This is a genomic window from Myxosarcina sp. GI1(2024) (assembly GCF_053543375.1).
The window spans coordinates 179,439-200,726 of sequence record NZ_JBKGTY010000008.1 but is presented as its reverse complement, the minus strand read 5'-3'; the positions used below and the strand labels follow the sequence as shown (position 1 = coordinate 200,726).

At 41.4% G+C, this 21,288-nt stretch carries 20 protein-coding genes, 1 pseudogene and 1 riboswitch; of the genes and pseudogenes, 9 read left to right on the top strand and 12 right to left on the bottom strand.

The annotated features are described in order from the left end of the window. Positions 1 to 108 precede the first annotated feature (108 nt). Together ACLFKQ_RS23955 and hisI are read right to left on the bottom strand one after the other, a co-directional pair. A pseudogene (locus ACLFKQ_RS23955) lies at positions 109 to 692 on the bottom strand (class I SAM-dependent methyltransferase). A 10-nt stretch (positions 693 to 702) separates the two neighbouring features. After that, complete coding sequence (gene hisI / locus ACLFKQ_RS23950) at positions 703 to 1,188, bottom strand: phosphoribosyl-AMP cyclohydrolase (protein WP_449002205.1); 486 nt, start codon at positions 1,186 to 1,188, stop codon at positions 703 to 705. A gap of 93 nt (positions 1,189 to 1,281) precedes the next feature. On the opposite strand from hisI, the gene pyrC reads away from it, so the two are divergent. Continuing rightward, positions 1,282 to 2,310 carry a dihydroorotase gene (gene pyrC, locus ACLFKQ_RS23945; protein WP_449002204.1) on the top strand — a complete coding sequence of 343 codons (1,029 nt, stop codon included), beginning with the start codon at positions 1,282 to 1,284 and terminating at the stop codon, positions 2,308 to 2,310. Between the two features lie 17 nt (positions 2,311 to 2,327). Here pyrC and ACLFKQ_RS23940 read toward each other — a convergent pair whose 3' ends face one another. From ACLFKQ_RS23940 to ACLFKQ_RS23925, 4 genes are all read right to left on the bottom strand, one after another. Beyond that, the gene (locus ACLFKQ_RS23940) at positions 2,328 to 2,648 is read right to left on the bottom strand and encodes a hypothetical protein (protein ID WP_449002203.1); all 321 of its coding nucleotides are present in this window, start codon (positions 2,646 to 2,648) and stop codon (positions 2,328 to 2,330) included. Between the two features lie 13 nt (positions 2,649 to 2,661). Beyond that, the gene (locus tag ACLFKQ_RS23935) at positions 2,662 to 2,937 is read right to left on the bottom strand and encodes a DUF1830 domain-containing protein (protein WP_449002202.1); all 276 of its coding nucleotides are present in this window, start codon (positions 2,935 to 2,937) and stop codon (positions 2,662 to 2,664) included. Between the two features lie 91 nt (positions 2,938 to 3,028). After that, positions 3,029 to 4,723: a nucleoside recognition domain-containing protein gene (locus ACLFKQ_RS23930; protein WP_449002201.1), complete on the bottom strand. Its 1,695-nt coding sequence runs from the start codon at positions 4,721 to 4,723 to the stop codon at positions 3,029 to 3,031. A gap of 76 nt (positions 4,724 to 4,799) precedes the next feature. Continuing rightward, positions 4,800 to 5,915 (bottom strand): NAD(P)/FAD-dependent oxidoreductase, encoded by a 1,116-nt coding sequence (locus ACLFKQ_RS23925; protein WP_449002200.1) that lies wholly within the window; start codon positions 5,913 to 5,915, stop codon positions 4,800 to 4,802. Between the two features lie 395 nt (positions 5,916 to 6,310). Here ACLFKQ_RS23925 and ACLFKQ_RS23920 point away from each other — a divergent pair, with 395 nt between their 5' ends. From ACLFKQ_RS23920 to ACLFKQ_RS23895, 6 genes are all read left to right on the top strand, one after another. After that, positions 6,311 to 8,014: a calcium-binding protein gene (locus tag ACLFKQ_RS23920; protein ID WP_449002199.1), complete on the top strand. Its 1,704-nt coding sequence runs from the start codon at positions 6,311 to 6,313 to the stop codon at positions 8,012 to 8,014. Between the two features lie 43 nt (positions 8,015 to 8,057). Further along, a riboswitch (cobalamin riboswitch) is annotated at positions 8,058 to 8,203 on the top strand. Between the two features lie 180 nt (positions 8,204 to 8,383). Next, positions 8,384 to 9,010, top strand: a complete 627-nt coding sequence (locus ACLFKQ_RS23915; protein ID WP_449002198.1) for a hypothetical protein — start codon at positions 8,384 to 8,386, stop codon at positions 9,008 to 9,010. Positions 9,011 to 9,184: 174 nt separating this feature from the next. Further along, the gene (gene metE, locus ACLFKQ_RS23910; protein WP_449002197.1) at positions 9,185 to 11,515 is read left to right on the top strand and encodes a 5-methyltetrahydropteroyltriglutamate--homocysteine S-methyltransferase; all 2,331 of its coding nucleotides are present in this window, start codon (positions 9,185 to 9,187) and stop codon (positions 11,513 to 11,515) included. Positions 11,516 to 11,633: 118 nt separating this feature from the next. Then, positions 11,634 to 12,104, top strand: a complete 471-nt coding sequence (locus ACLFKQ_RS23905) for a sterol desaturase family protein (protein ID WP_449002196.1) — start codon at positions 11,634 to 11,636, stop codon at positions 12,102 to 12,104. Between the two features lie 5 nt (positions 12,105 to 12,109). After that, positions 12,110 to 12,559, top strand: coding sequence for a hypothetical protein (locus tag ACLFKQ_RS23900; protein WP_449002195.1), 450 nt, complete (start codon positions 12,110 to 12,112; stop codon positions 12,557 to 12,559). 71 nt (positions 12,560 to 12,630) lie between these two features. Continuing rightward, positions 12,631 to 13,014: a DUF1636 domain-containing protein gene (locus ACLFKQ_RS23895; protein WP_449002194.1), complete on the top strand. Its 384-nt coding sequence runs from the start codon at positions 12,631 to 12,633 to the stop codon at positions 13,012 to 13,014. 85 nt (positions 13,015 to 13,099) lie between these two features. Here the strand turns inward: ACLFKQ_RS23895 and ACLFKQ_RS23890 are convergent, their stop codons facing one another. Continuing rightward, complete coding sequence (locus ACLFKQ_RS23890; protein WP_449002193.1) at positions 13,100 to 13,870, bottom strand: nickel/cobalt transporter; 771 nt, start codon at positions 13,868 to 13,870, stop codon at positions 13,100 to 13,102. 91 nt (positions 13,871 to 13,961) lie between these two features. Between ACLFKQ_RS23890 and thrS the strand changes: the two genes are divergently transcribed. Next, a complete protein-coding gene (gene thrS, locus ACLFKQ_RS23885; RefSeq protein WP_449002192.1) occupies positions 13,962 to 15,848 on the top strand; it encodes a threonine--tRNA ligase in 1,887 nt (628 codons plus the stop codon). Positions 15,849 to 15,864: 16 nt separating this feature from the next. Beyond that, on the top strand, positions 15,865 to 16,383 hold the full coding sequence (moaB, locus tag ACLFKQ_RS23880; RefSeq protein WP_449002191.1) for a molybdenum cofactor biosynthesis protein B: 519 nt from the start codon (positions 15,865 to 15,867) through the stop codon (positions 16,381 to 16,383). Between the two features lie 123 nt (positions 16,384 to 16,506). Here moaB and ACLFKQ_RS23875 read toward each other — a convergent pair whose 3' ends face one another. From ACLFKQ_RS23875 to hemB, 5 genes are all read right to left on the bottom strand, one after another. Next, positions 16,507 to 17,550: a formamidase gene (locus ACLFKQ_RS23875; protein WP_449002190.1), complete on the bottom strand. Its 1,044-nt coding sequence runs from the start codon at positions 17,548 to 17,550 to the stop codon at positions 16,507 to 16,509. Positions 17,551 to 17,857: 307 nt separating this feature from the next. Next, positions 17,858 to 18,628, bottom strand: coding sequence for a metallophosphatase (locus ACLFKQ_RS23870; RefSeq protein WP_449002189.1), 771 nt, complete (start codon positions 18,626 to 18,628; stop codon positions 17,858 to 17,860). Positions 18,629 to 18,662: 34 nt separating this feature from the next. Beyond that, positions 18,663 to 19,478 carry a metallophosphoesterase family protein gene (locus tag ACLFKQ_RS23865; RefSeq protein ID WP_449002188.1) on the bottom strand — a complete coding sequence of 272 codons (816 nt, stop codon included), beginning with the start codon at positions 19,476 to 19,478 and terminating at the stop codon, positions 18,663 to 18,665. Next, complete coding sequence (locus tag ACLFKQ_RS23860; RefSeq protein WP_449002187.1) at positions 19,475 to 20,227, bottom strand: GTP-binding protein; 753 nt, start codon at positions 20,225 to 20,227, stop codon at positions 19,475 to 19,477. Before ACLFKQ_RS23860 ends, ACLFKQ_RS23865 begins: the two co-directional genes overlap by 4 nt. Before the next feature lie 52 nt (positions 20,228 to 20,279). Further along, on the bottom strand, positions 20,280 to 21,275 hold the full coding sequence (gene hemB, locus ACLFKQ_RS23855; RefSeq protein ID WP_449002186.1) for a porphobilinogen synthase: 996 nt from the start codon (positions 21,273 to 21,275) through the stop codon (positions 20,280 to 20,282). Positions 21,276 to 21,288: the final 13 nt, after the last annotated feature.

Here is a 21,288-nt window from a genome sequence, read left to right as displayed (position 1 = left end):
AATTATGTCGGGTTGGAGGCATCAACATACACTGTTTTGAGGTCAAATGTTTTCTCCTCTTAAACAATAACTGAATTGGTTGCTAGCATCAGAATCATGGTGACACTTTTACTTACGCGCCAAAACTTGAACCACTGCACTTTGACCATTGTGATATTTTCCTTCATGAATTTCGCGGATTGTTTCTCTCGCGATCTCAAAATCTAATCCGTTCAATTCTTCCTGCAATGAATCGAGGGACATCATTAGATCGACTTGTTGTCCTCCTCCTGTCCAAACTCTAGTTGTTGTGGTGTATATGCTTCGAGCAAAAATGTTCCGCCCATTCTCAATCCGCTAACAACCTTTTGATGAAGAACATAGCGAACTACAGATGGAAGCGGAACCCAAATCGAAACGATAGAATCCCAGTAACCTTCTTCAATTGTAAAATCTGACAAATCAGCACAGACAGTTTTAACTGTAACTTTATTCTGTTAAGCTAGACTGAGAGTCTTTTCCAGACCAACTTCTGATAGATCGACCGCCGTTACATCAAATCCTTTGGTTGCTAGAAAAACAGCGTTCCTTCCTTCACCTTCAGCAAGGCATAAAACTTTTCCTTTTGTTAGTTTGCTAAAGTTCTCCAACAGAAAATCATTTGGCTCTGTGCCATAGGCAAATCCAGCTTCGCTGTATCTTTCGTTCCACATAATTTTATAATTACAATTGTGTAGGGTTTGGGGTATCACCATAGACTGCTTGAGGGTCAAATGTTTTCTCTGTTTCGGTAAATATTAACTGAATTGGTTGCTGGGAAGCGATCGCATTTTTCCCTGTAGGAATACGGCGATAAAAACAAGAACGATAACCCACGTGACAACTAGCTCCCGAACCAGCTACTTTAACCTGCATCCACAGACAATCTTGGTCGTCATCAATAGCTAACTGCTGTACTTGTTGTACCAATCCACTAGACTGACCTTTATGCCATAGCTGCTGACGACTGCGACTGTAATAATGAGCCTCTCCCGTTTCAATGGTTTTAACTAACGCCTCTTCGTTCATGTAGGCGTGCATTAGCACTTCACCCGTGTTGATATCGGTGGTAACTACTGGAATCAAACCATTAGCATCGAATTTGGGAGCGAGTAACAAACCTTCCTCAACCTGTTCTACGGAAGTGCGGGCGGTAAATAGGGGATTCATATTCGATTAGGCAGATAATTTTGATAATCATTATCATACACAATTAAACTCCTCACGCCAGCGTCCTATCTCTAGGTGTTTTATGATAGAAAAATGCAAAATCTTACTCTTACCAAACCCGACGACTGGCATTTGCATCTTCGGGACGGCGAAGCACTCAAAGCAGTTTTGCCCCATACAGTACGTCAGTTTGCCCGTGCCATCATTATGCCGAATTTAAAGCCTCCAGTACGTTCTTGTGCTGATGCTGCTGCCTATCGCGATCGCATTATGGCAGCAATTCCCACTGGCAAACAGTTTGAGCCATTGATGACCCTCTATCTCACCGACAATACCAGCCCCGAAGAAATTATCGCAGCCAAAGCATCTCAGTTTATCAAAGCAGTAAAGTACTATCCTGCGGGTGCAACTACCAATTCTGACTTCGGTGTGACGGACATTCGTAAGTGCGATCGCGTCTTTGAAGTGATGGAGCAGGTAGATATACCCTTATTACTACACGGGGAAGTGACCGATAAAGATGTTGATATATTTGACCGCGAGAAGGTGTTTATCGAGAAACACTCGATCCCCCTCAAGAAAAGATTTCCCAACCTGCGGGTGGTACTCGAACACATTACCACCGCCGATGCCGTGCAGTTTGTCTTAACAACCAACAAGATCGCTGCAACCATTACACCACAACATCTATTGTTTAGCCGTAATATTATATTCCAAGGTGGTATTCGTCCCCATTTTTATTGTTTACCCATTCTGAAACGAGAGAAGCATCGCCTGGCACTTTTGCAAGCAGCAACATCTGGCAATCCCAAGTTTTTTCTGGGCACCGATAGCGCGCCCCATCCCCGCAATAGCAAAGAAAGTTCCTGTGGCTGTGCGGGTTGTTATTCCGCTCTCCACGCCATGGAGCTATACGCATCAGCTTTTGAGAGGGCTAATTCCCTCGATAAACTTGAAGCTTTTGCCAGTTTCTATGGACCAGATTTTTATCAACTCCCACGCAATACCGAACAGATTACTTTGACCAAGACAACCTGGCGTATTCCCGATGAAGTTCCATTTCCTGAATCTGGACTCGTTCCCTTATGGGCGGGTCAAGAGATAAGCTGGCAAATGGTTTAACATTAACAGTACTTAATCTACCTAAGAAGTTTGACCATAAGGCGATCGAGTAATTGATTTAAATAGTCGGGTAGATGGGAATATTGATGGGGTTCATTTAAGTCTTGACAGTCTGAATAAAACTCACAGTCTGGTGAAATCTCTCCCGTGTTGCCATCGACAAAAACATTCCAATATTTACCTACTAAACCGACAATACTAATATTAACCATCCACTCATTGTTATCAAAACAGGTTGTGCCTACAACCTCAAACAAGTGACGATGTTCTGGAAGTACGTCCAGATTAGACAAGAGATAGTTAAGGGCTGTTTGTTCGATCGTGGTTGGTTCTAACATACAGGTGTAATCTTCAAGTATGTACATAGGCAGTATGGTTAACTTTCAGCCAATCGCAGAGAAAGCGCTCGCTCAAAATTGGTCTTGCTGACTCGCTGCTATAAATTTCTAATACCGCTTCGGGGAAGGCTTCAAATAAAAGTATTTCTCCAGGAAAAACAACTCGTTCAAAATACCAATTAGGTATATTGGTAATGCGAATAATTTGTGCGGTAGGAGTTTTATTCTTGTAGCTACAGAGAATATGTAGACCACATTTATCGGGCAAACGGTTCAGAAATTGATTCATGATTTGCTTTCCATTAATATTTTATAAAGGTATTTAAAAAGAGCGAAACTTATTACTTATGTACGGGCGATTCGCGAATCGCCCCTATCTATTAATTAATTAATAATCCTCCCCAGGCAAGTAATAGAGAGAAAACGATCGCTGCGATCGCCTGTTTAACTAACAGCATTAAGGCAAATCGGGGAGACTGTTCTCGCATAATAGTCAACAGAGTAACCAGACAAGGTAGCAAGACTCCTGCCAGATAAACCCCAGTCAAAACCTGCAAGGGAGTTAACATAGCCAAGGTTTCGGGTTCGGCAAATAATAGCAGTCCATCTTTGCGAATAGAAGCTAAAATAATCGGCAATGATGCTTGAGGGGGTAAATTAAACCATCCCATCAAAGGGTTAATAATATTGGCTAAAGCTGCGATCGCTCCTAACCAATTCAATACAGAAGCGATAACAGTAATAATTAAAAAGATCGGAATCGCATTGAACAAAAATTGCTTAATAGTTGCCTTAGCTTCGGGCAAAATGACCGACCAATGGGGGAATTCTAAAAATGCTCTTCCTTCAATTACCAGGGAATTTTGAGCAGATTTTGCGGTAGGGGAAGAAATGATGCGAGTATATATTAAGGTGGTTGTGGTTAGGTACAGTAAGTACGGAATTACCAAGTAAGGTAACGAAGCCGCACTAAACACCCCTAAAGTTGCGCCAAACTGATAAGAACAAGCCGAACCAAAAGCGATCGCGGAAATACAAGTTCCCCTAGAGCAACTAGAACAGGCACGAGTGCTAATCACCGCAGGAACATTACATCCCATACCCATAATCACTCGTACTAAATCCCGTCCCGATAACCCAAACGGACGGAGTAAAGGATCGAGAGCAATGGTAATTCGTTCTATCAACCCACTAGCTTTATATCCGCCCAAGAATAAGGCATAGAGAATTACTGTGGGCATCGCCCAAATAAACAGCAACGGACTCATAGTTATCAGTCCATATTGACCTATCAGTATTTCTCTCAACCAGATTGGGAGTTGGGATAGAGGTTCAATAACGGTAGCGATCGCACTTTGGACTATAGGATCTGCTAAGGTCGCAAAGGAGTTAGCACCCCAAACAGCAATAATGGCAGGAATAAGTAATAAAGCGATCGCCAATAACCAGCCCAGTCGAGGATGTTCTAACAGTGTCGGGTGGGGTTTAATATACCAGCCAGCCCTTGTAGGAATCCATTGTACGGGAAAAGGATTAGGTTCTTGCAGAGAAGCCAAAATATAGTCTTTTTGTTCTGTAGTAATGTGGCGAGCATCAACAGTGACAATGCTCAGGTTAGAAGTTTCCGTCCATTCTCGAATGATTTGTTGCGGAGGACACGGGGTCTGGGGTTGCCCCAGACCCGTGAGATGTCCGTTGTGAACCGTTGGTCGCACTTTATCCCAGAAAGTAATCACCACAATGCCCCTTTTATCTGCTACCAAGGGCAATAAATCTGCTAAATCTCGGTCTACATCAGTCGCCTTGACTACCAATAGCACAGTGTCATTCTCTTGTAGCTGTCTTAAAGCTTTCTTAGTAGTTACGCTGTCGGAACGATAAAGAATTCCAGGAGTATCGATAAAGGTATGAGCTTCAGATTGATAAGTGTCACAAGTTACTGTAGAACCGCGAAAATTGGCACTATTGGCAGTCTGTCCTGTAAGAGAAGCAATTAGTTGGGACTTGCCCGTACTTTCTTTACCAATGATTACAATACAATCGCGCTTTAGTTTTAACGGCGTAAAAATATTCATTACTATTTGTTTATCATCGTCTTGCGTAACGTCAATTTTTTAACGACTGCGCTGTAGCTAAAGGCTAAAAGCTTTTTCAACAAACACAATCGTTATTACAGCAAGAAAGATCGTCTAAGAACAAACCTTCTCGGCGATAGGCTTCCAAGGGAGTTGTATCGATTCCCAGACGTTGAGCGATCGCATTACCGACCACAGCAAATCGCTGCCGAAATTTGTAAATAAAGCAAAAAATTAAGTCTCCGTGACGCACAGAAGGACCGACAACAAATAACCCTGGAGTTAGGGTAGACTCATCTTCTTGAGTCAGGGCTGCATAGCCATTTGACCAGTCAAATAGAGGTGCGATTTGTTTTAAACTGCTATCAAACCCCGTACAGAGAATTGGCGGTGTAGAACTAAACCACTGTTCGTACTCGCTCTCCACCACGTATCCTTTTTTTACTTTTTTGACTGCTTCAATGTGCTGTTCTCCAATTAGTTCGACCCGACCCATAGAATAAGCTATTTCTAATCGTTTTAGGCTATAGGGAGACAGAGAAATACTAGGGTCTGAGTCTAAGTTTGACCAGCTACTAGTGCGATCGATTAGCTTTACTTTTTTCCCTAATGCTGCCAAATTTGACGCTGCATCTACACCGCTTTCATAGCCTCCGACAACTACAAATTCTTTCCCCTTAAGCTCTGTCCAAGAACGTATTTGGGAATTGTGAATGCACAACTCTGCCCCTGGAAAAGGATTAAGATTGGGATATTGAAACTCTCCTGCTGCCCAAATCACAAACTGCGTTTTCAGCTCACCCCTAGAAGTTTGGATGATAAAGCTCCGATCTTCAGTCAAAGCTGTAATAGTTTTCACATCTGTCTCGGTTTTGACAGGCAGTTGAAAATGGTCTGCTACAGTCTCTAGATATAGGGCGTATTCTTTTCCCGAAAGGTGTTCCTGTCGGAAACTGAGGGCGGGAGAAGTATTTAAAACTACTGCGTTGAGATCCAGCAGTCCAAAACCATGACTGGGAAACGACGGCGTAATGAATCGCATTTCTTCAGCCCAAAGGCTAAAAGAAGCTCCTACTTGATGTCGTTCTAAAATGACAAAGTTTTCAATTCCTAAATCTTTTAAGACTACTCCACAGCCAATTCCAGCAGCCCCAGCCCCCACAATTACAACTTCAACAACTCGATTGGTCATGGCGGGGGAACCCCGCCGACCCTCTCGTTCAAATCGATCGTTCGTTTTGTTCACCAGCAGACAATCTTGAATAGATACTTTGTGATAATGATAATCATTCTATAAAAGAAAAGCTTGCTTTCTAACAAAAATATAGAAGAAGAGAGTGCAGAGCGCGATCGCCTTATTTGGCTGTGACTGTATTAAATCGATTAATCCCCTTAATGCTCTACGTCAGATGCGCGGAATTGCCATTCTTTACCCGATCCTCAGATTAAAACCTGTAGCGAAAATAGATTGAAAAGCAAATAAATTTCTGGGAAAAAATATTAAAGGTTAAAAATGTTTTATTATGAGAATGATTATCATTCTTGTTTGCGTATTAAACCCTTACATTTACTAGGTCTGAGTAAAACATGACAACTAACCCACTGTTTAATGAAGCTATTTATCTAGCTGAAAATCCTGAAGTTGCAGAATCTGTAACAGAAGGGCAATATACTTCAGGGTACGAAGAATATATTCAAGTTGGACAGTTTCAAGAACGTAATGGTGTAATTTTTAACGGCACAAGCGGAAATGACAAGATTCAAGCTTCAGGACAGCAATCTTCTGTTATTGGGGTAAATGTAGAGACAGCGGAAATAGGTGGACGATTAATTACAACCGAAACAGAATCTTTGGGAATTGGTGACATCGACATCTTGGGTGGTTCGCCAGGGCAGAATACATTTTACCTGGGTGACAACGCCCCAGAAAATCCCTCAGATTTTTATTTAGGCAATGGCGATAATGATTACGCCCTAATTCGCAATTTCGATCCTAGCAGTGAAGATGCTATCTATCTGGCAGGTAATTCTGAAGACTATAACTTAGAAACCATCGACGGTAGCGTTCACATTTCTAAAAACGATGACTTGATTGGCATTGTGGAAGACATTCCTGAATTAATTCCAGATACCTTGTTTACTGAGAATGGTTTACTGTTGTTTGCCCCTGAAAATGCTTTCTATGCAGAGTATAGTCAACCTTATTTTAATCAGCCAGCGTACTTAGCAGCCAATCCGGATGTTCAAGCATTAATTGATTCAGAAGAATACGAATCAGCTTGGGATCACTTTATTCAAGTAGGTATTGATGAAGGAAGGCAAACGTTTTTTAATGGGGTGGTAGGAAACGATCGCTTTTTCTATCCTCTTGGTAATGCAACCATAGTCAGCTTCCCAATTACCAACTACGATCCAAATACAGGTGCGATCGCAACAGCTACTACAGGCACGGGAGAAAGAGACCACTATCACGGATCTTTAGGCGAAGATCGCTTTTTACTGGGGAATGAAGGAGAAGATTTCTATGTCGGAGAAGGAGACGAAGATTATGTCTTGCTTGGTGATTTCGACCCGAAGGAAGATCGATTAATTGTCGCTGGCAATATTGAAGACTATCAGTTTGATATCTACGATGACGAATATGAAGGAGTCATCTACAAAGAATTCCAAATTTCTAACCAAGACGGTGATGTAATTGCCAGAATTGAGGGTGGTGAAAATCTCAACTTGGTGGAATTACCTGGGGATATTCCTGGAACAAGTACACTTGTTTCTAGCGAATACGAACTTTTAAATTCATCTTCACAAGATGGGAACACATTTGGAACTTCAGAGAATGATAGTCTCGGCATTGACCGAGGAAACCAATTAGTTCTTGCAGGGGCAGGAGACGACCTAATTGATGCTACAGCAAGTACGGGAAATAACAGCATTTATGGCAGTACTGGAAATGATACCTTTGAACTAGGTAGTAATGATACGGTATTTGGTGAAGAGGGAGACGATCGCTTCTTTGCTCAATCGGGTGGCGGAAATACCATTACAGGTGGTCAAGGTTCTGACCAATTTTGGATTGCATCTAATCAAATTCCTGATTCTGCCAATACAATTACCGATTTCACCATCGGCGAAGATGTTATCGGCATTGAAGGAATTGTTGCAAGTTTTGAATCACTAGGTTTGACACAGCAAGACCAAAATGTGTTGATTAGCTTCGAGGGAAGCGATTTAGCTGTTCTCAATAATATGGAGACTTCCGATCTAAATGCCGAGAATTTTGTCTTTCTCTAGACAAGTAAAAAAATTAGGTAAATCTAAGTCTAATTTAGGTTATCATTAGACACAAGTAATCGGTTCTAATGGGGAACAGTCATTAGAAGCAATGGGGAAAGTTTGGTGCAAATCCAACGCTGTCCCGCAACTGTGATGGGAATCTCAAATTCTCTCAGTCAGAATGCCCGCCGATGACAGTAGCTAAATCAATTAATAAATCTGCGAGGTACAGATGTTTATGAGTATTGTGACTTCAAAAGTTAATTTTCTCCCTAAAATAGGGCTGTCCGCACTACATTGGACAAGGGAGTAGCCATTGGCAGCAAATGCTCCTTCCAGAAAGGCTTTCCCCTATAAATTCTGCTAATAGCAGCACAGAAAAGCAAGATGAAATCTCAAGATAGTTCGAGATTAATTCCTTCTAAATCTGCCCTAAAACCCAAGCTATCGAGAATCGGGTCATGGCAAATAACCGCAGAGGCAATTGCCAAAAGTAATTGGTGGCAGATGTTTCTAATTGCTGTTGGTAGTGCTAGCAGCATTATCTATCCCCATGTGCCTTTAGTCGGTTTTGCTGCGGTAGCTGGTAACACTTTGACTCGTAACAAAGCACTTATTAGTGCCATGAGTATCTGGTTTGCCAATCAGCTTTATGGTTTTGCTATTCGAGCCTATCCCCAAACTTTAGAATCTCTGATGTGGGGGATAGTAACGGGTTTGGGAACACTGCTGATTACTTGGCTAATTACATTACAACCACAATTTAGTCGTTGTAACCTTCAGGGTTATTTAATCTGGCTAGCCATTAGCCTTATAGGTGGTTACGCCATTTATCAAGGCAGCATCGTTTTAGTTGCCCAGTGGATGGGCGGACATGGATTTAGTTCGATAATTTTGTGGGTAATTTTCTTTAAAGATTTCATCTGGGCTATGGCTTTATTTGGCGTATATGGTTGCATTCTTTTAAGACATGAGCTTGCCAACAAAGCATTCCCAAATCAACTAAAAAATTAATCTCGATCGCTGAAAGTAATGTCTTGAACTTTTGAGAAAGGCAATTATTGTTCAAATTCCTAGTTAATTATCTAGACGATTAGGAAAATAATGTCTCATTTTAAATTGCAGATTTCAAGATGCGATTGCCATCTCAAATCTGTAGGAATCTCTTGTCATTTTTTAGGAAAAACTATGAATATTTCAACAGCAACATTAGGTTATCCCCGTATTGGTAAAAACCGCGAAGTCAAAAAGGCACTGGAGTCTTTTTGGCGTGGTGAAACAGCACAAGATAAGTTACTACAAACTGTAAAAGAAGTAGAGGAAGCAAGCTGGAAAACTCAGTTAGCAGCAGGAATCGATCGCATTGGGATTGGTGATGTTACCCTTTACGACCATGTATTAGATTGGACGATACGTTTGGGATTGATTCCTCAAAGATTTCAAGCTTCTACGGGGTTAGAACGTTACTTTGCGATGGCGCGAGGTAAAGAAAATCTGGCTGCTTTAGAAATGACTAAATGGTTTGATACTAACTATCATTATTTAGTTCCAGAAATAAATTCTGACATTACTCCCCAAGCTGACTTTACAGACTTTATTGAAACGGTAAAAAGAGGACAAGTAATATTAGGGAATAAAGCAGTCCCGATTATTATTAGTCCTGTTACTTTGTTGCGTTTGAGCCGTTTATCAGGAGTAGAATTAAAAGCATTTCTCGGCTTACTCTTGCCACTTTACCGTAGTTTGTTAACCGAACTAAAAACACTGGGAATTGAAGAAGTTCAAATACACGAACCCGCTTTAGTTTTAGGGGATGCATCCAGTTTAAAAGAACAGGTACAGACTGTTTATAACGAACTGGCGAAAGTAGGATTAGACATCAACCTGGTTACTTATTTTGATGACATAGGAAAAACCTATCCTTGGGCGATCGAGTTACCCGTTGCTGCAATTAGTTTGGATTTTACACGGGGTAGTAATTTAGACTTAATCAAACAGCATGGTTTTCCTCAAGATAAACGATTGGGAGTCGGTATTGTCGATGCGCGAAACATCTGGCAAATTAGCACCGATAACGTTTTCCCCCTGTTATCAGAAATTCAAAATCTAGCTTCTAATATTTCCCTACAACCATCGGCATCTTTACAGTTTGTTCCCTATGATGCAACCAGAGAAAAACAACTCCCAAAACAGCTACGTAATGTATTGAGTTTCGCCGAACAGAAGTTACAGGAAGTCAGATTTTTAGCCCGAACCATATCAGGGGATAATAGTGAGATGGAACAAGAGTTAACCGAAGACTTAATTGATGCTAATTGGTCAGCTTTCTATCAATTTAGTCCTGCCAATCGATCCGTAAGAAATAGACTAAAATCTTTAACCGATAAAGATTTCGATCGCAGCTTACCCTATCAAGAGAGAATTAAACAACAAGTTCAACTTCCAGCCTTTCCTACCACTACCATTGGTTCATTTCCCCAAACCAAAGAAGTGCGAAAATTGCGCTCGCAGTATAAAAAAGGTAATTTAACTGAGTCCGAATATCAACAGGCGATCGATGCTCATATTGCCTACTGTATCGGTTTACAGGAAGGAATGGGTATGGATGTTTTAGTACATGGAGAATTTGAACGTTCTGATATGGTTGAATACTTTGCCGAACGTTTAGAAGGCTACACCTTTACCGTTCATGGATGGGTACAAAGTTATGGTAGTCGTTATGTGCGTCCGCCGATTATTTTTGCCGATGTTTCCCGACCTCAACCCATGACAGTAAGAGAATTTAAAATTGCCCAGTCTCATACTTCTAAGCCAGTCAAAGGGATGTTAACAGGTCCAGTGACGATGCTCAATTGGTCTTATCCTCGCACCGATATATCTCGCAGAGAACAAGCTTTTCAGATTGCTTTAGCAATTCAAGCAGAAGTTGCCGATCTAGAAGCTGCGGGGGCATCATTTGTTCAGGTAGATGAACCAGCCATGCGAGAAGGCTTGCCTTTAAAACAGGCTAGATGGAATGAATATTTAACTTGGGCAACCGATGCCTTTCGGTTAAGTACCGCAATAGCGAAACCCCAAACCCAAGTACATACTCATATGTGCTATTCCCAATTTGGCGACATCATGGAATCGATTAAACAGTTGGATGCCGATGTAATTTCCATCGAAGATAGTCGTAGCAATAACGAAACTTTGATGCAGTTAACAGAAGCAGGTTATCCCCGTCAAGTAGGACCTGGTATTTATGATGTCCACTCTCCAGCCATTCCTACTGCCGAGTCGTTGACCGAAGGTTTGCGTAAATGCTACCAACATCTTCCCCCAGAACAAATTTGGGTCAACCCCGACTGCGGTTTGAAAACTCGCCGTTGGTCAGAAGCGATTCCTGCAACTCGCAATATGGTCAAAGCTGCGATCGCTTTACGTCAGGAAATTGAGTCAACCGCAGTTAAGCTTCCCTTGGAATTGAGCGATAAAGAATATGTAGCAGTAGAAAATCAATCAGAAACTGCACAGTAGTCAACAGTAATCAATAGTAGGGGCGATCTATTAATTGCCTCTACCAAATAATATGATGAAATCAACTTTTAATCACCTCAATTACCCCATCTTCAAATTATAAATTCAATCAAATTATATGCAGTCATTCCTGGGTTTCATCTTGGCATTTATTTTCGGCAGTTTTCTCGAATATTGGGTTCACCGTTTTATGCACCTCTATCCTAAATTTGGCAATGGGCTAATTAAACATTCCAATCATCATCGTAGTAATACAACTAAAGGATTCATCGGCGATTGGCTGGATTTTAGTTTGGTGTCATTGTTAGTTTTGCCAGCTTTTCTCCTATCCCTATCCTGTGGAATTATTATGATTTCTGGGACTTTAGCATTTGCTGCGTTTGCTTCTTACGCTCACCAAATTCAACACTATGCCCCTCATAAATGTTTCTGGATGAAGATGCCCATTCACTATCTTCACCATCAAAACAACCAGTCGGATAGCAATTTTGGGCTAGCGATCGATTGGTGGGATAGACTTTTCGGTACTTACAAGCCTATCGAATTCCCTATTAAAGAGGGATTGCACGTCAAAAAAACAGCTATTTAATTCCAATGTTGAAAGCAAATTCCTCAGATTGGCAACAAGCATTGATTGAAACTAATTTACTTGTAATTGGTTATAACGCCTGGAATGGCTATTTAACAACAGGACGGGGTGTAATTGTTTGCAGCACCAACTCTCCTTTAGTAGATCGCCTTGGAGAAACTTTTAAAACTCACTTTGTACCTCGTCCTCGTCTGGCTGCTTTTCTAAACGCTTGGTTAGCCACACCTGATACGGTAATTCTTCAAGGACATTATATGAACGGACATATTTTAGACGCGGTGGATAACTATAATCCCGAACAAGATGTCATCTTGCTTTTGGAATCGGGTAAGAAAGTTTCCTTTTTTTACCTGAAAAATCTGCCTATCACTCCCCCCGAATCTTATCAAAAGGTTCGCTTTGCTTGGTCAGAATTTCAGCTTTCCAAAAGCTATAGCGATCGTTCGAGGATTTGAAAATGCTCAGGTAAATAACAAGCGATCTACATCAAACAATGCTAAATGATAAATGCTCAATGTTAAATGAAATGACTCAACACACCCTACTCGTTTGTAGCCTTTGTCGATTTTCCGAGAAAGAAAACAAAAAACACGGACTCTCAGGTGGGCAACACCTAATTCAAGAATTAGAAAAAGGCTTAGAAAAATATGAGTGGCGCGATCGCATTACTGTCAAACCTCTATCCTGTATGGCTGCTTGTCGTCGTTCCTGTGCGGTAACTCTAGCTGCTAATGATAAACTGACCTTTATTTTTAACCAGCTTGCACCTGTTGAGTCTGCACCCGAACTGTTAGAATTTATCGAACAATACGTTACTACGTCTCAGGGAAAAGTCCCTTACCGAGAGCGTTCTCAAACTATTAAACAAGCTACTGCCTTTGTCCTACCGCCTTTAGCAAGCTCATCATAAATATGGAGATGCATAATATATCATAACTGGCGATCGCGCTTACTCTTGATCGTCTCTACAATCGGGCGATCGCAGATTGAAATTTTTAAACCAGAGATAATATAGTTAATCCAATGCCAATACAAACTACCATCGCAGCACTAAAAATAGGCAAACGTTGCACAAATACTACACTTAAAGGCAACTTTTCTAACCATTGTTTGGCATAAACTGCAATTAACCCCAGAGTAATTAAGACAGATGCCAATCCAAGACTTAAGCCACAGACTAGAAACAATCCATAAGTTATTTGGTTTAGTGAAATTGCAGCGAGTAACATTACCAGTGCAGAAGGACAAGGAACTAAACCTCCCGCAATTCCCAAAGCAATGGTTGATTGATTAGAAAAATTAGAAGAAGGGGAATGGTGATGATGTTCATCTTGAGGACTTAATCGACGCATCAGCAGCCAAAACCCCACGCTACAAATAGTTAAACCACTAATTAAATTCAAAACTGGATATAATTGCTCTGGTGAAATATACTCTGATGCAAACAGAGCGATCGAGCCAAGTATAAATACACTGAACGTATGGGTAATGGTTGTGGCTAAACCAAGTAAGACTGCTTGATATGCCGTTCCTTTACTTCCAACTAAATAAGCACTAACCAATGCTTTTCCATGCCCTGGTGCAAGAGCGTGAATAACCCCAAATCCAAAAGCGATCGTCATTCCAGTTAGTATTGCACCAAATGTTGGTTCCTCTTTGAATGCTGGTAGCCAAGTTAAACTATCGATATGAGCAAAGAGCGTTGCTTGCTGTATGTCGATCGCCTTGAAAATATTACTAATATCGATCCAGTTATTGTCAAACATAGCTTTTAGCAAAATTCAAGCAGAATTTTAGGTGAAATTAAATCAGTATTTACGTTAAAATGATAACGATTATCATTATAATAATTCACCAATGGTCAGTCAGTTAACTAAGTCTTCTGAAAAAAACCCCTTACAAATTGCCAATCCAGAACAATTAGAGCGTATTCGTCACACTTGCGCCCATATTATGGCGATGGCAGTACAAATCTTGTTTCCAGAGACAAAAGTTACCATTGGACCAACTACAGATACGGGTTTTTATTACGATCTCGATCGCCCACAACCTTTTACTCCTGAAGATTTGAAAAAAATTACCAAGCAAATGCGCTTCATTATAAAAGCTAATTTGCCGATTATTCGGGAAGAGGTAACTAGAGAAGAAATTAAAACAGAAATCGAACAGCTAAATGAGTCCTACAAACTAGAAATTTTAGATAGCATTCCCGAAGGAGAAACCATTACCCGTTACTATATTGGGAGTCCCGACGGCGGTAGATTGCCCAATGTAGGAGAAAAGCTTCAAGCTGCTTTACCAGAACCTTCTTTGATTAAACCCGTCAAAATTCCTGCTACTGTGTCTTGGTGGGATTTGTGTGCGGGACCTCATCTCAACTATACAGGAGAGATTAACCCCAAGGCTTTTGTCTTAGAAAGCGTAGCTGGGGCATACTGGAGGGGAGATGAAACCAAAGCACAATTACAACGCATCTATGGTACTGCTTGGGAAACTCCCGAACAGTTAGAAGCTTATTTACAACAACAGGAAGAAGCCAAGCGTAGAGATCATCGCAAACTGGGCAAAGATTTAAAACTGTTTAGCATCCAAGAAGGTGCGGGTGGTGGTTTGGTCTTTTGGCATCCTCGCGGTGCAACTATGCGCTACATCATTGAAGATTATTGGCGTAAGGCTCATTTAGATGCAGGCTACGAACTCCTCTATACCCCTCACGTTGCTAACTTAGAATTATGGAAAACATCGGGTCATTTTGACTTTTATCGGGAAAATATGTTCGATTCGATGGATATTGAGGAACAGGCTTATCAAATCAAGCCGATGAACTGTCCCTTCCACGTTTTAACTTATAAAAACGACCTTCATTCCTATCGAGAATTACCTTTGCGTTGGGCAGAATTGGGTACAGTGTATCGCTACGAACGTTCTGGTGTCCTACATGGTTTGATGCGGGTGCGGGGTTTTACTCAAGATGATGCTCATATTTTCTGTTTACCCACCCAAATTGCAGGGGAAATTCTTAGGGTACTAAATTTAACGGAAAAGATTCTTTCGGATTTTGGTTTTAAAGACTATGAAGTCAATCTTTCCACTCGTCCAGACAAGTCCGTCGGTACGGATGAAGGTTGGGAGTTGGCGACTCAAGCTTTAGTAGAAGCCTTAAATACCAAAGGTTGGGAATATATTGAAGATCGGGGAGGCGGTGCTTTCTATGGTCCTAAGATCGATATCAAAATTAGAGATGCCATTGGACGTACTTGGCAATGTTCCACTATCCAGGTAGATTTTAACTTACCAGAACGCTTTGACATGGAATATGTCGCAGCCGATAGTTCTCGTCAACGTCCAATTATGATTCACCGGGCAATTTTTGGGTCTTTAGAGCGTTTTTACGGAATTTTAATCGAAAACTATGCAGGGGATTTTCCTTTATGGCTAGCACCTATCCAAGTACGCTTGCTACCAGTGAGTGAAGCACAAAGAGAATATGGTGAAGCTGTTGCTGCTATGCTAAAACAGTCTGGTTATCGAGTAGAAATAGACTGTTCGGGGGAACGTTTGGGCAAACAAATACGTAATGCCGAACTAGAAAAAATTCCCGTAGTGGCAGTAGTTGGTAAGCGGGAGGTTGAAACTCAAACTTTAAGTATTCGCACTCGCCAGCAAGGAGATATTGGGACGATGAATACAACCGAGTTGAAAGAGAGTTTGGCAGAAGTTCTAGCTAATAAAACTAAGATTTAGATTCGGGCAGCGAAAAATGAACCAAAACGAATCTTTAATTATCTTAAAAGTTGCCGTGCTAACGGTTTCCGACACGCGAACTGAAGCTGATGATAAATCGGGCAAAATATTAGTGGATAACTTAACCACAGCAGGACATTCTCTAGCAGAAAAAACCATTGTTCCCGATAACATTTACCAAATTCGCGCTGTAATATCCAGATGGGTTGCAGATGAATCTGTCCAAGTAATCTTAACCACTGGTGGTACGGGAGTTACAGGACGAGATGGCACTCCAGAAGCCATTAAACCCTTATTAGATAAAGAAATCACAGGTTTTGGCGAAATATTTCGGATGATTTCCTATCGAGAAATTAAAACCTCCACCATTCAGTCTCGGACTTTGGCTGGGGTGGCTAACGGTACTTATATCTTTTGTCTGCCTGGTTCTAGCGGTGCTTGTCAAACTGGATGGAGTATTATCAAAGACCAACTTGATTCTCGTCATCGTCCTTGTAACTTAGCTCAATTGATTCCCAGACTGACCGAGACTTAGAGAAGATCGGGCGATCTCAAAGAAATTTGCTTCGAGATCGCTCGGTATCATTTTAAAACGCTTACAGCGTAAGACTTTCGGTCTTAGCGTATTTATCTGTACCATTTGCTACTTTTAAATGCCTTACTTAGCAGCTAACTCGGCTGGAGTAGAGGGTGTAGCTTGAGGTAAGGGACCTAACTTCACGCCGTCAGGGTAGTATTCCCAACCATCCTTGATTTTAATTTCCTCATCCCAGGGCAACTTGTATTTCCCTTCCGCTAAGTCCTGTACCCAAGTCAGATAGTTGGCACGTTCTCCACCTGGTTTACCAACGTATCCCCTGCATCCAACATTGAAGACATTATTTTCAAGTGCCCAATTCTTCCGTGCTTCATCTACTAAACGAGGGAATAGCTCGGCTGTAACAATTTCCCAAGGATTGCGATGTCCCTGTTGAATAACGTTGCCATCATAATTACAAACAGTACCCTCACCAAAGTAGTAGAACACTTCATCATAACCAGCTAAGTTAACCGAGATCGTGTACATCAGATTCTGCCAAGCATTGGTACGATTTGTCCAGATCCATTGATCGTTAACTTGAGTCGAGTAGCCAGAGATCCGAATATAAACGTTACAACCTTTATATGCCGCCTCTCTCGCTAACTCTGGAAACATACCGTCGTGACAAATACAAACCGCAAGCTTCGATCCCTTTGGTCCTTCACAGACTGGCATACCATAGTTTCCAGGATACCAGGGTTCGATTGGAACCCACGGTTGAAGCTTACGATAATGAAGCGCAATCTCACCCGCATCATTAATAACGATCGCTGTGTTGAATGGTGGTAGCCCTTCTACATCGTTCTTCTCCATTAAGGAGAAAACCCCCCAAATTTTGTTCCGAACGCAGGCTTTGCGAAACTCATCAATCTCTGGACTATCGATCGTTAAGAGCATTTCGTCATAAGTCCACATTTTTGTATTTAGCCCTTGAATAGAATATTCGGGAAAAACAATTAAGTCTAAACCTGGATAACCAGCTTTGGTATTATCTACCGCTTTACATATCTGTTTGACCTGCGTTTGAATATCTTGAGGTCCTTTGATAACAGGAACAGGATATTGAATCATTGCGACTAATAATGATTCCGCCCACGAACTAACACTGCCAGTGCTTGCCATGTTTTTATTCTCCAAATTCTAGTTTTACAGAAGAAATCTTCGCAGCGAATACTTGCACAGTTTAATCGCCGCAATTTAATGAATTGACGCTTGGTGTCAGAAACCTTATAGATATTACCTTAAAAGGCTTTATTGACGATATCTGTATAGATAAGTACATTTATGATAATTATAATCATTATCATTTTTTGATTCTCAGATTGACGAAGTTAACGCAGCATCGGGACGCTGAGTCCCAATGAACGTTGACCGAGACTTAGAAATAATAAAGCGATCGCCTTAAAATAGTAGAGATACTTTTTGCTTTCTAATTACCAAATCCTTGCTTGCTCCGTCCTTGCTCGGATTTTAAATCCGAGCGGGCGGTGCGCTTTTTACTGCCATAGTAGACTGTCTTAAACTCCAAGCGATCGCTATAGGAGCTATAAAGGGTATAAGTAGCCTTTCCTGATTCTCTGCCGACATTTCCCACCCCGACAACTCTTCTTTTGGGTGCAGTAATAGTTTGCACGGGTTGCTGACGATCTAAAGTCATCACCGAACTATTTACCGAACCTGCTTGTAATTGATATTCAAATACTTGACCCGAACGACCACAAAAGAGATGATTTGCCTGGACTCTCTGCAAACGGTCTAGCATTTGCCAGGGTGGAGTTTGGGGGGTTAACTCATCGCTGATGCTAACAGTGCTACCGTGAATTAACAAACAATCCAATTCAAAGAAGCCAAAATGACATTTGCGTAACCACTGTACGGTTTCGCGAGATACCGAATCCCAAAGTAGTTTAGCGGTTTCTTTGCCAAAGCGATCGATTAATTCTGTCGGTTCTGCTGTCGAACCCAAACCGTGTATGGCAAAGCATTGTTCTTCCCACCAGCCGACGCATACCTGGGGTTCTAATTCTCCAGGTAAAGGATTCTGAATGCGTTTGATTACTTTTTCGCTATCTGGGTTAGCTGCTACGATATCGCCCAAAATATACAATTCTTCTACCTTAACGCGCTGGTGTTTAAGATTTGCTAATACTGCTTCGTAAGCTGCGATATTTCCTTCAATTCCGCTTAAAATTGCCCACATTAATTTTCAATTCTTTATATTTAAGTAATTTAATTTACCTCTCACACACATGAGTCGGGTCGTCCGCTTTTTCGGCAAATTCCAAGCCTCTAGCCAAACGCCAAGCAAAAATCGGCGGTAAACCAGCATCTAAAATAGCAGCGCAGGTTGTTTGATAGTCATACTCTACTTCCCGCAAATTTACTGCTTGTGTCTCCGTATCATAAATGACATAGGTAGCATTGGGACGACCATGACGGGGTTCGCCTACCGAACCGACATTGATAATTCGCTTCAGGGTAGTATTAAAACTAACCGCAGGTTGTTCGTCTCGATCGGGTTGACAAACTTTAACCTGTAATTGTCCAAAATCTAGGGTGCGAACATAGGGAATGTGGGTATGTCCGCAAAATAATATATCTGCATCGCTGGAGAGGACTCTTTCTAAAGCAGTAAAAGCATCCATTTCGGGTAATAAATATTCGTGGTTGCTACTAGGGCTACCGTGTACGAAACAGAGATTATCTTCTTTATAAATATGGGGTAGTTGTGCCAAATATTCCCTTACTTCGGGATTTACTTCTTTATTAGTCCATTCGTGGGCGATTTTACCTCTTTTCTCCGCTAACAGGGAAGGATAACTACATTCACAGGCGTTGAGTCCTTCTACAATATCTTCATCCCAACAACCCTGTACGGTGGGAATATTTAGGGAACGAATTTGTTCGACTACCGCATTAGGATAAGGACCATAACCCACTAAGTCCCCCAAACAATAAATCTTTTCGGCTTTTTGGCGGTCGATATCCAGTAAAACTGCATCTAAAGCTGCATAATTACCATGAATACAGGACATTACTGCTATTTTCATACTACCTCTACTTCTAGTTCACTTTCTAAATTCTCTTTTACTTGTTGTTGGTAATAATTAATTGCCGATTCGGGAACACAACAATCTCGGACGGTTTGGGCAATTTCAGCTTTATCTAAATTACTACCTACTATTTCAAAACCACTCTTGCGATCTGGTTTACCATTTAGCCAACGAGGTAAATTTAAAGGTTTAAATTTTAATTCCGATTTCCCCGATTTAAACTCACCATAATAAATTTGTCCGTCCACTAAATCGAAGATTCCTTTTGCCCGAACTACTTCACCGTAAGCACCCTGGGTAAGTTCCAGCCAAAATGTAGCCAGGCTATCAAAATCTAAAATTTCTCCTGTCAAAACTCCCCGATGAATCTGTAAGGCTGTAGTTGGCTTAGTGATGGGATCGCCTGGAATAATTTCATCCGCCCAAGTCTTTAATTCTGTACTATCTGCATCGTCTGGAATTATGGCTACTCGATGGGAGTTAAAAGTTTGCAGCAAAGGTTCAATTCCTGCTAAATCCAAATACCAGGGAATTTCAAGATAAGTAATGGTGTTATTTGATTCCGCTTCTTCTCCTGCCCGATAAAGCTTTAGTTGGGGATATTCACTTTGGAGATATATTGCATCAATGGGTACGGAATCGGTTTGCGGACTGAAATAACCTACAGGTTTATTGGTTTGGGCTAGTTGTTGATGAATCCAGTGGGTTTTACCTGCACCTGGAGGACTGGCTACAGCGATAATCATCGTATATTTTTGAATTAAATTGAATGAATTTGCTTGAAAAATTTTTGGTTTTTTATCGCAACATCAAAGCTACTTGTTTGGCAAAATAAGTCAAAATTAAATCTGCCCCCGCCCGTTTCATACTGGTCAAAGTTTCTAAAACTACTTTCTTTTCATCAATCCAGCCATGCTGTGCAGCAGCTTTCACCATCGCATATTCCCCACTGACGTTATAAGCAGCAATGGGTAAGTTGGTATATTCCTTGATGCGACCAATAATATCTAGATAAGCTAAAGCTGGTTTAACCATTACCATGTCCGCCCCTTCAGCGATATCTAAGGCTACTTCTTTAATTGCCTCTCGGCTATTAGCAGGATTCATTTGGTAGGTTTGCTTGTCGCCAAATTGGGGGGCAGATTCTAAAGCATCGCGGAAAGGACCATAATAAGCTGAAGCGTATTTAGCCGAATAAGCTAGGATTCCCACATCGAAGTAACCAGCAGCATCTAAACCCTGGCGGATTGCCCACACTCTACCGTCCATCATATCGGAAGGGGCTACGATATCTGCTCCTGCTTCAGCTTGAGAGACTGCTTGTTTTACTAGCACTTCTACCGTTTCATCGTTAAGGATTTTACCGTCTCGAACAATGCCATCATGACCGTAGGTAGAAAAAGGATCGAGTGCCACGTCGGTAATGACAGTCAGATCGGGAATTTCTTGCTTAATTGCTTTTACAGTGCGCTGTACTAAACCATCGGGATTGTAGCTTTCTGTTCCTGCGTTATCTTTCTTATCTGAAGGAATCAGGGGAAATAGTGCGATCGCATTTATCCCTAAAATAGCAGCATCGGCTATTTCTTTCAGTAGTAAATCGAGGGAATAACGATAGATTTCTGGCATCGAAGGAATTTCTTCTTGTTGGTTTTCCCCTTCCATGACAAACACGGGATAGATTAAATCGTTAACGGTTAATTGGTTTTCTCGCACCATACGACGTAAAGATGCGGTGCGACGGAGGCGACGAGGACGATGGAATAAGGAGAGATGTTGATTAGGAGAAGTCATAAGGTGCGACCGC

Coding starts and splice junctions, on each gene's coding strand:
- hisI (WP_449002205.1), bottom strand. CDS start 1,188: ATGAATCCCCTATTTACCGCCCGCACTTCCGTAGAACAGGTTGAGGAA.
- pyrC (WP_449002204.1), top strand. CDS start 1,282: ATGCAAAATCTTACTCTTACCAAACCCGACGACTGGCATTTGCATCTT.
- ACLFKQ_RS23940 (WP_449002203.1), bottom strand. CDS start 2,648: ATGTTAGAACCAACCACGATCGAACAAACAGCCCTTAACTATCTCTTG.
- ACLFKQ_RS23935 (WP_449002202.1), bottom strand. CDS start 2,937: ATGAATCAATTTCTGAACCGTTTGCCCGATAAATGTGGTCTACATATT.
- ACLFKQ_RS23930 (WP_449002201.1), bottom strand. CDS start 4,723: ATGAATATTTTTACGCCGTTAAAACTAAAGCGCGATTGTATTGTAATC.
- ACLFKQ_RS23925 (WP_449002200.1), bottom strand. CDS start 5,915: ATGACCAATCGAGTTGTTGAAGTTGTAATTGTGGGGGCTGGGGCTGCT.
- ACLFKQ_RS23920 (WP_449002199.1), top strand. CDS start 6,311: ATGACAACTAACCCACTGTTTAATGAAGCTATTTATCTAGCTGAAAAT.
- ACLFKQ_RS23915 (WP_449002198.1), top strand. CDS start 8,384: ATGAAATCTCAAGATAGTTCGAGATTAATTCCTTCTAAATCTGCCCTA.
- metE (WP_449002197.1), top strand. CDS start 9,185: ATGAATATTTCAACAGCAACATTAGGTTATCCCCGTATTGGTAAAAAC.
- ACLFKQ_RS23905 (WP_449002196.1), top strand. CDS start 11,634: ATGCAGTCATTCCTGGGTTTCATCTTGGCATTTATTTTCGGCAGTTTT.
- ACLFKQ_RS23900 (WP_449002195.1), top strand. CDS start 12,110: ATGTTGAAAGCAAATTCCTCAGATTGGCAACAAGCATTGATTGAAACT.
- ACLFKQ_RS23895 (WP_449002194.1), top strand. CDS start 12,631: ATGACTCAACACACCCTACTCGTTTGTAGCCTTTGTCGATTTTCCGAG.
- ACLFKQ_RS23890 (WP_449002193.1), bottom strand. CDS start 13,870: ATGTTTGACAATAACTGGATCGATATTAGTAATATTTTCAAGGCGATC.
- thrS (WP_449002192.1), top strand. CDS start 13,962: ATGGTCAGTCAGTTAACTAAGTCTTCTGAAAAAAACCCCTTACAAATT.
- moaB (WP_449002191.1), top strand. CDS start 15,865: ATGAACCAAAACGAATCTTTAATTATCTTAAAAGTTGCCGTGCTAACG.
- ACLFKQ_RS23875 (WP_449002190.1), bottom strand. CDS start 17,550: ATGGCAAGCACTGGCAGTGTTAGTTCGTGGGCGGAATCATTATTAGTC.
- ACLFKQ_RS23870 (WP_449002189.1), bottom strand. CDS start 18,628: ATGTGGGCAATTTTAAGCGGAATTGAAGGAAATATCGCAGCTTACGAA.
- ACLFKQ_RS23865 (WP_449002188.1), bottom strand. CDS start 19,478: ATGAAAATAGCAGTAATGTCCTGTATTCATGGTAATTATGCAGCTTTA.
- ACLFKQ_RS23860 (WP_449002187.1), bottom strand. CDS start 20,227: ATGATTATCGCTGTAGCCAGTCCTCCAGGTGCAGGTAAAACCCACTGG.
- hemB (WP_449002186.1), bottom strand. CDS start 21,275: ATGACTTCTCCTAATCAACATCTCTCCTTATTCCATCGTCCTCGTCGC.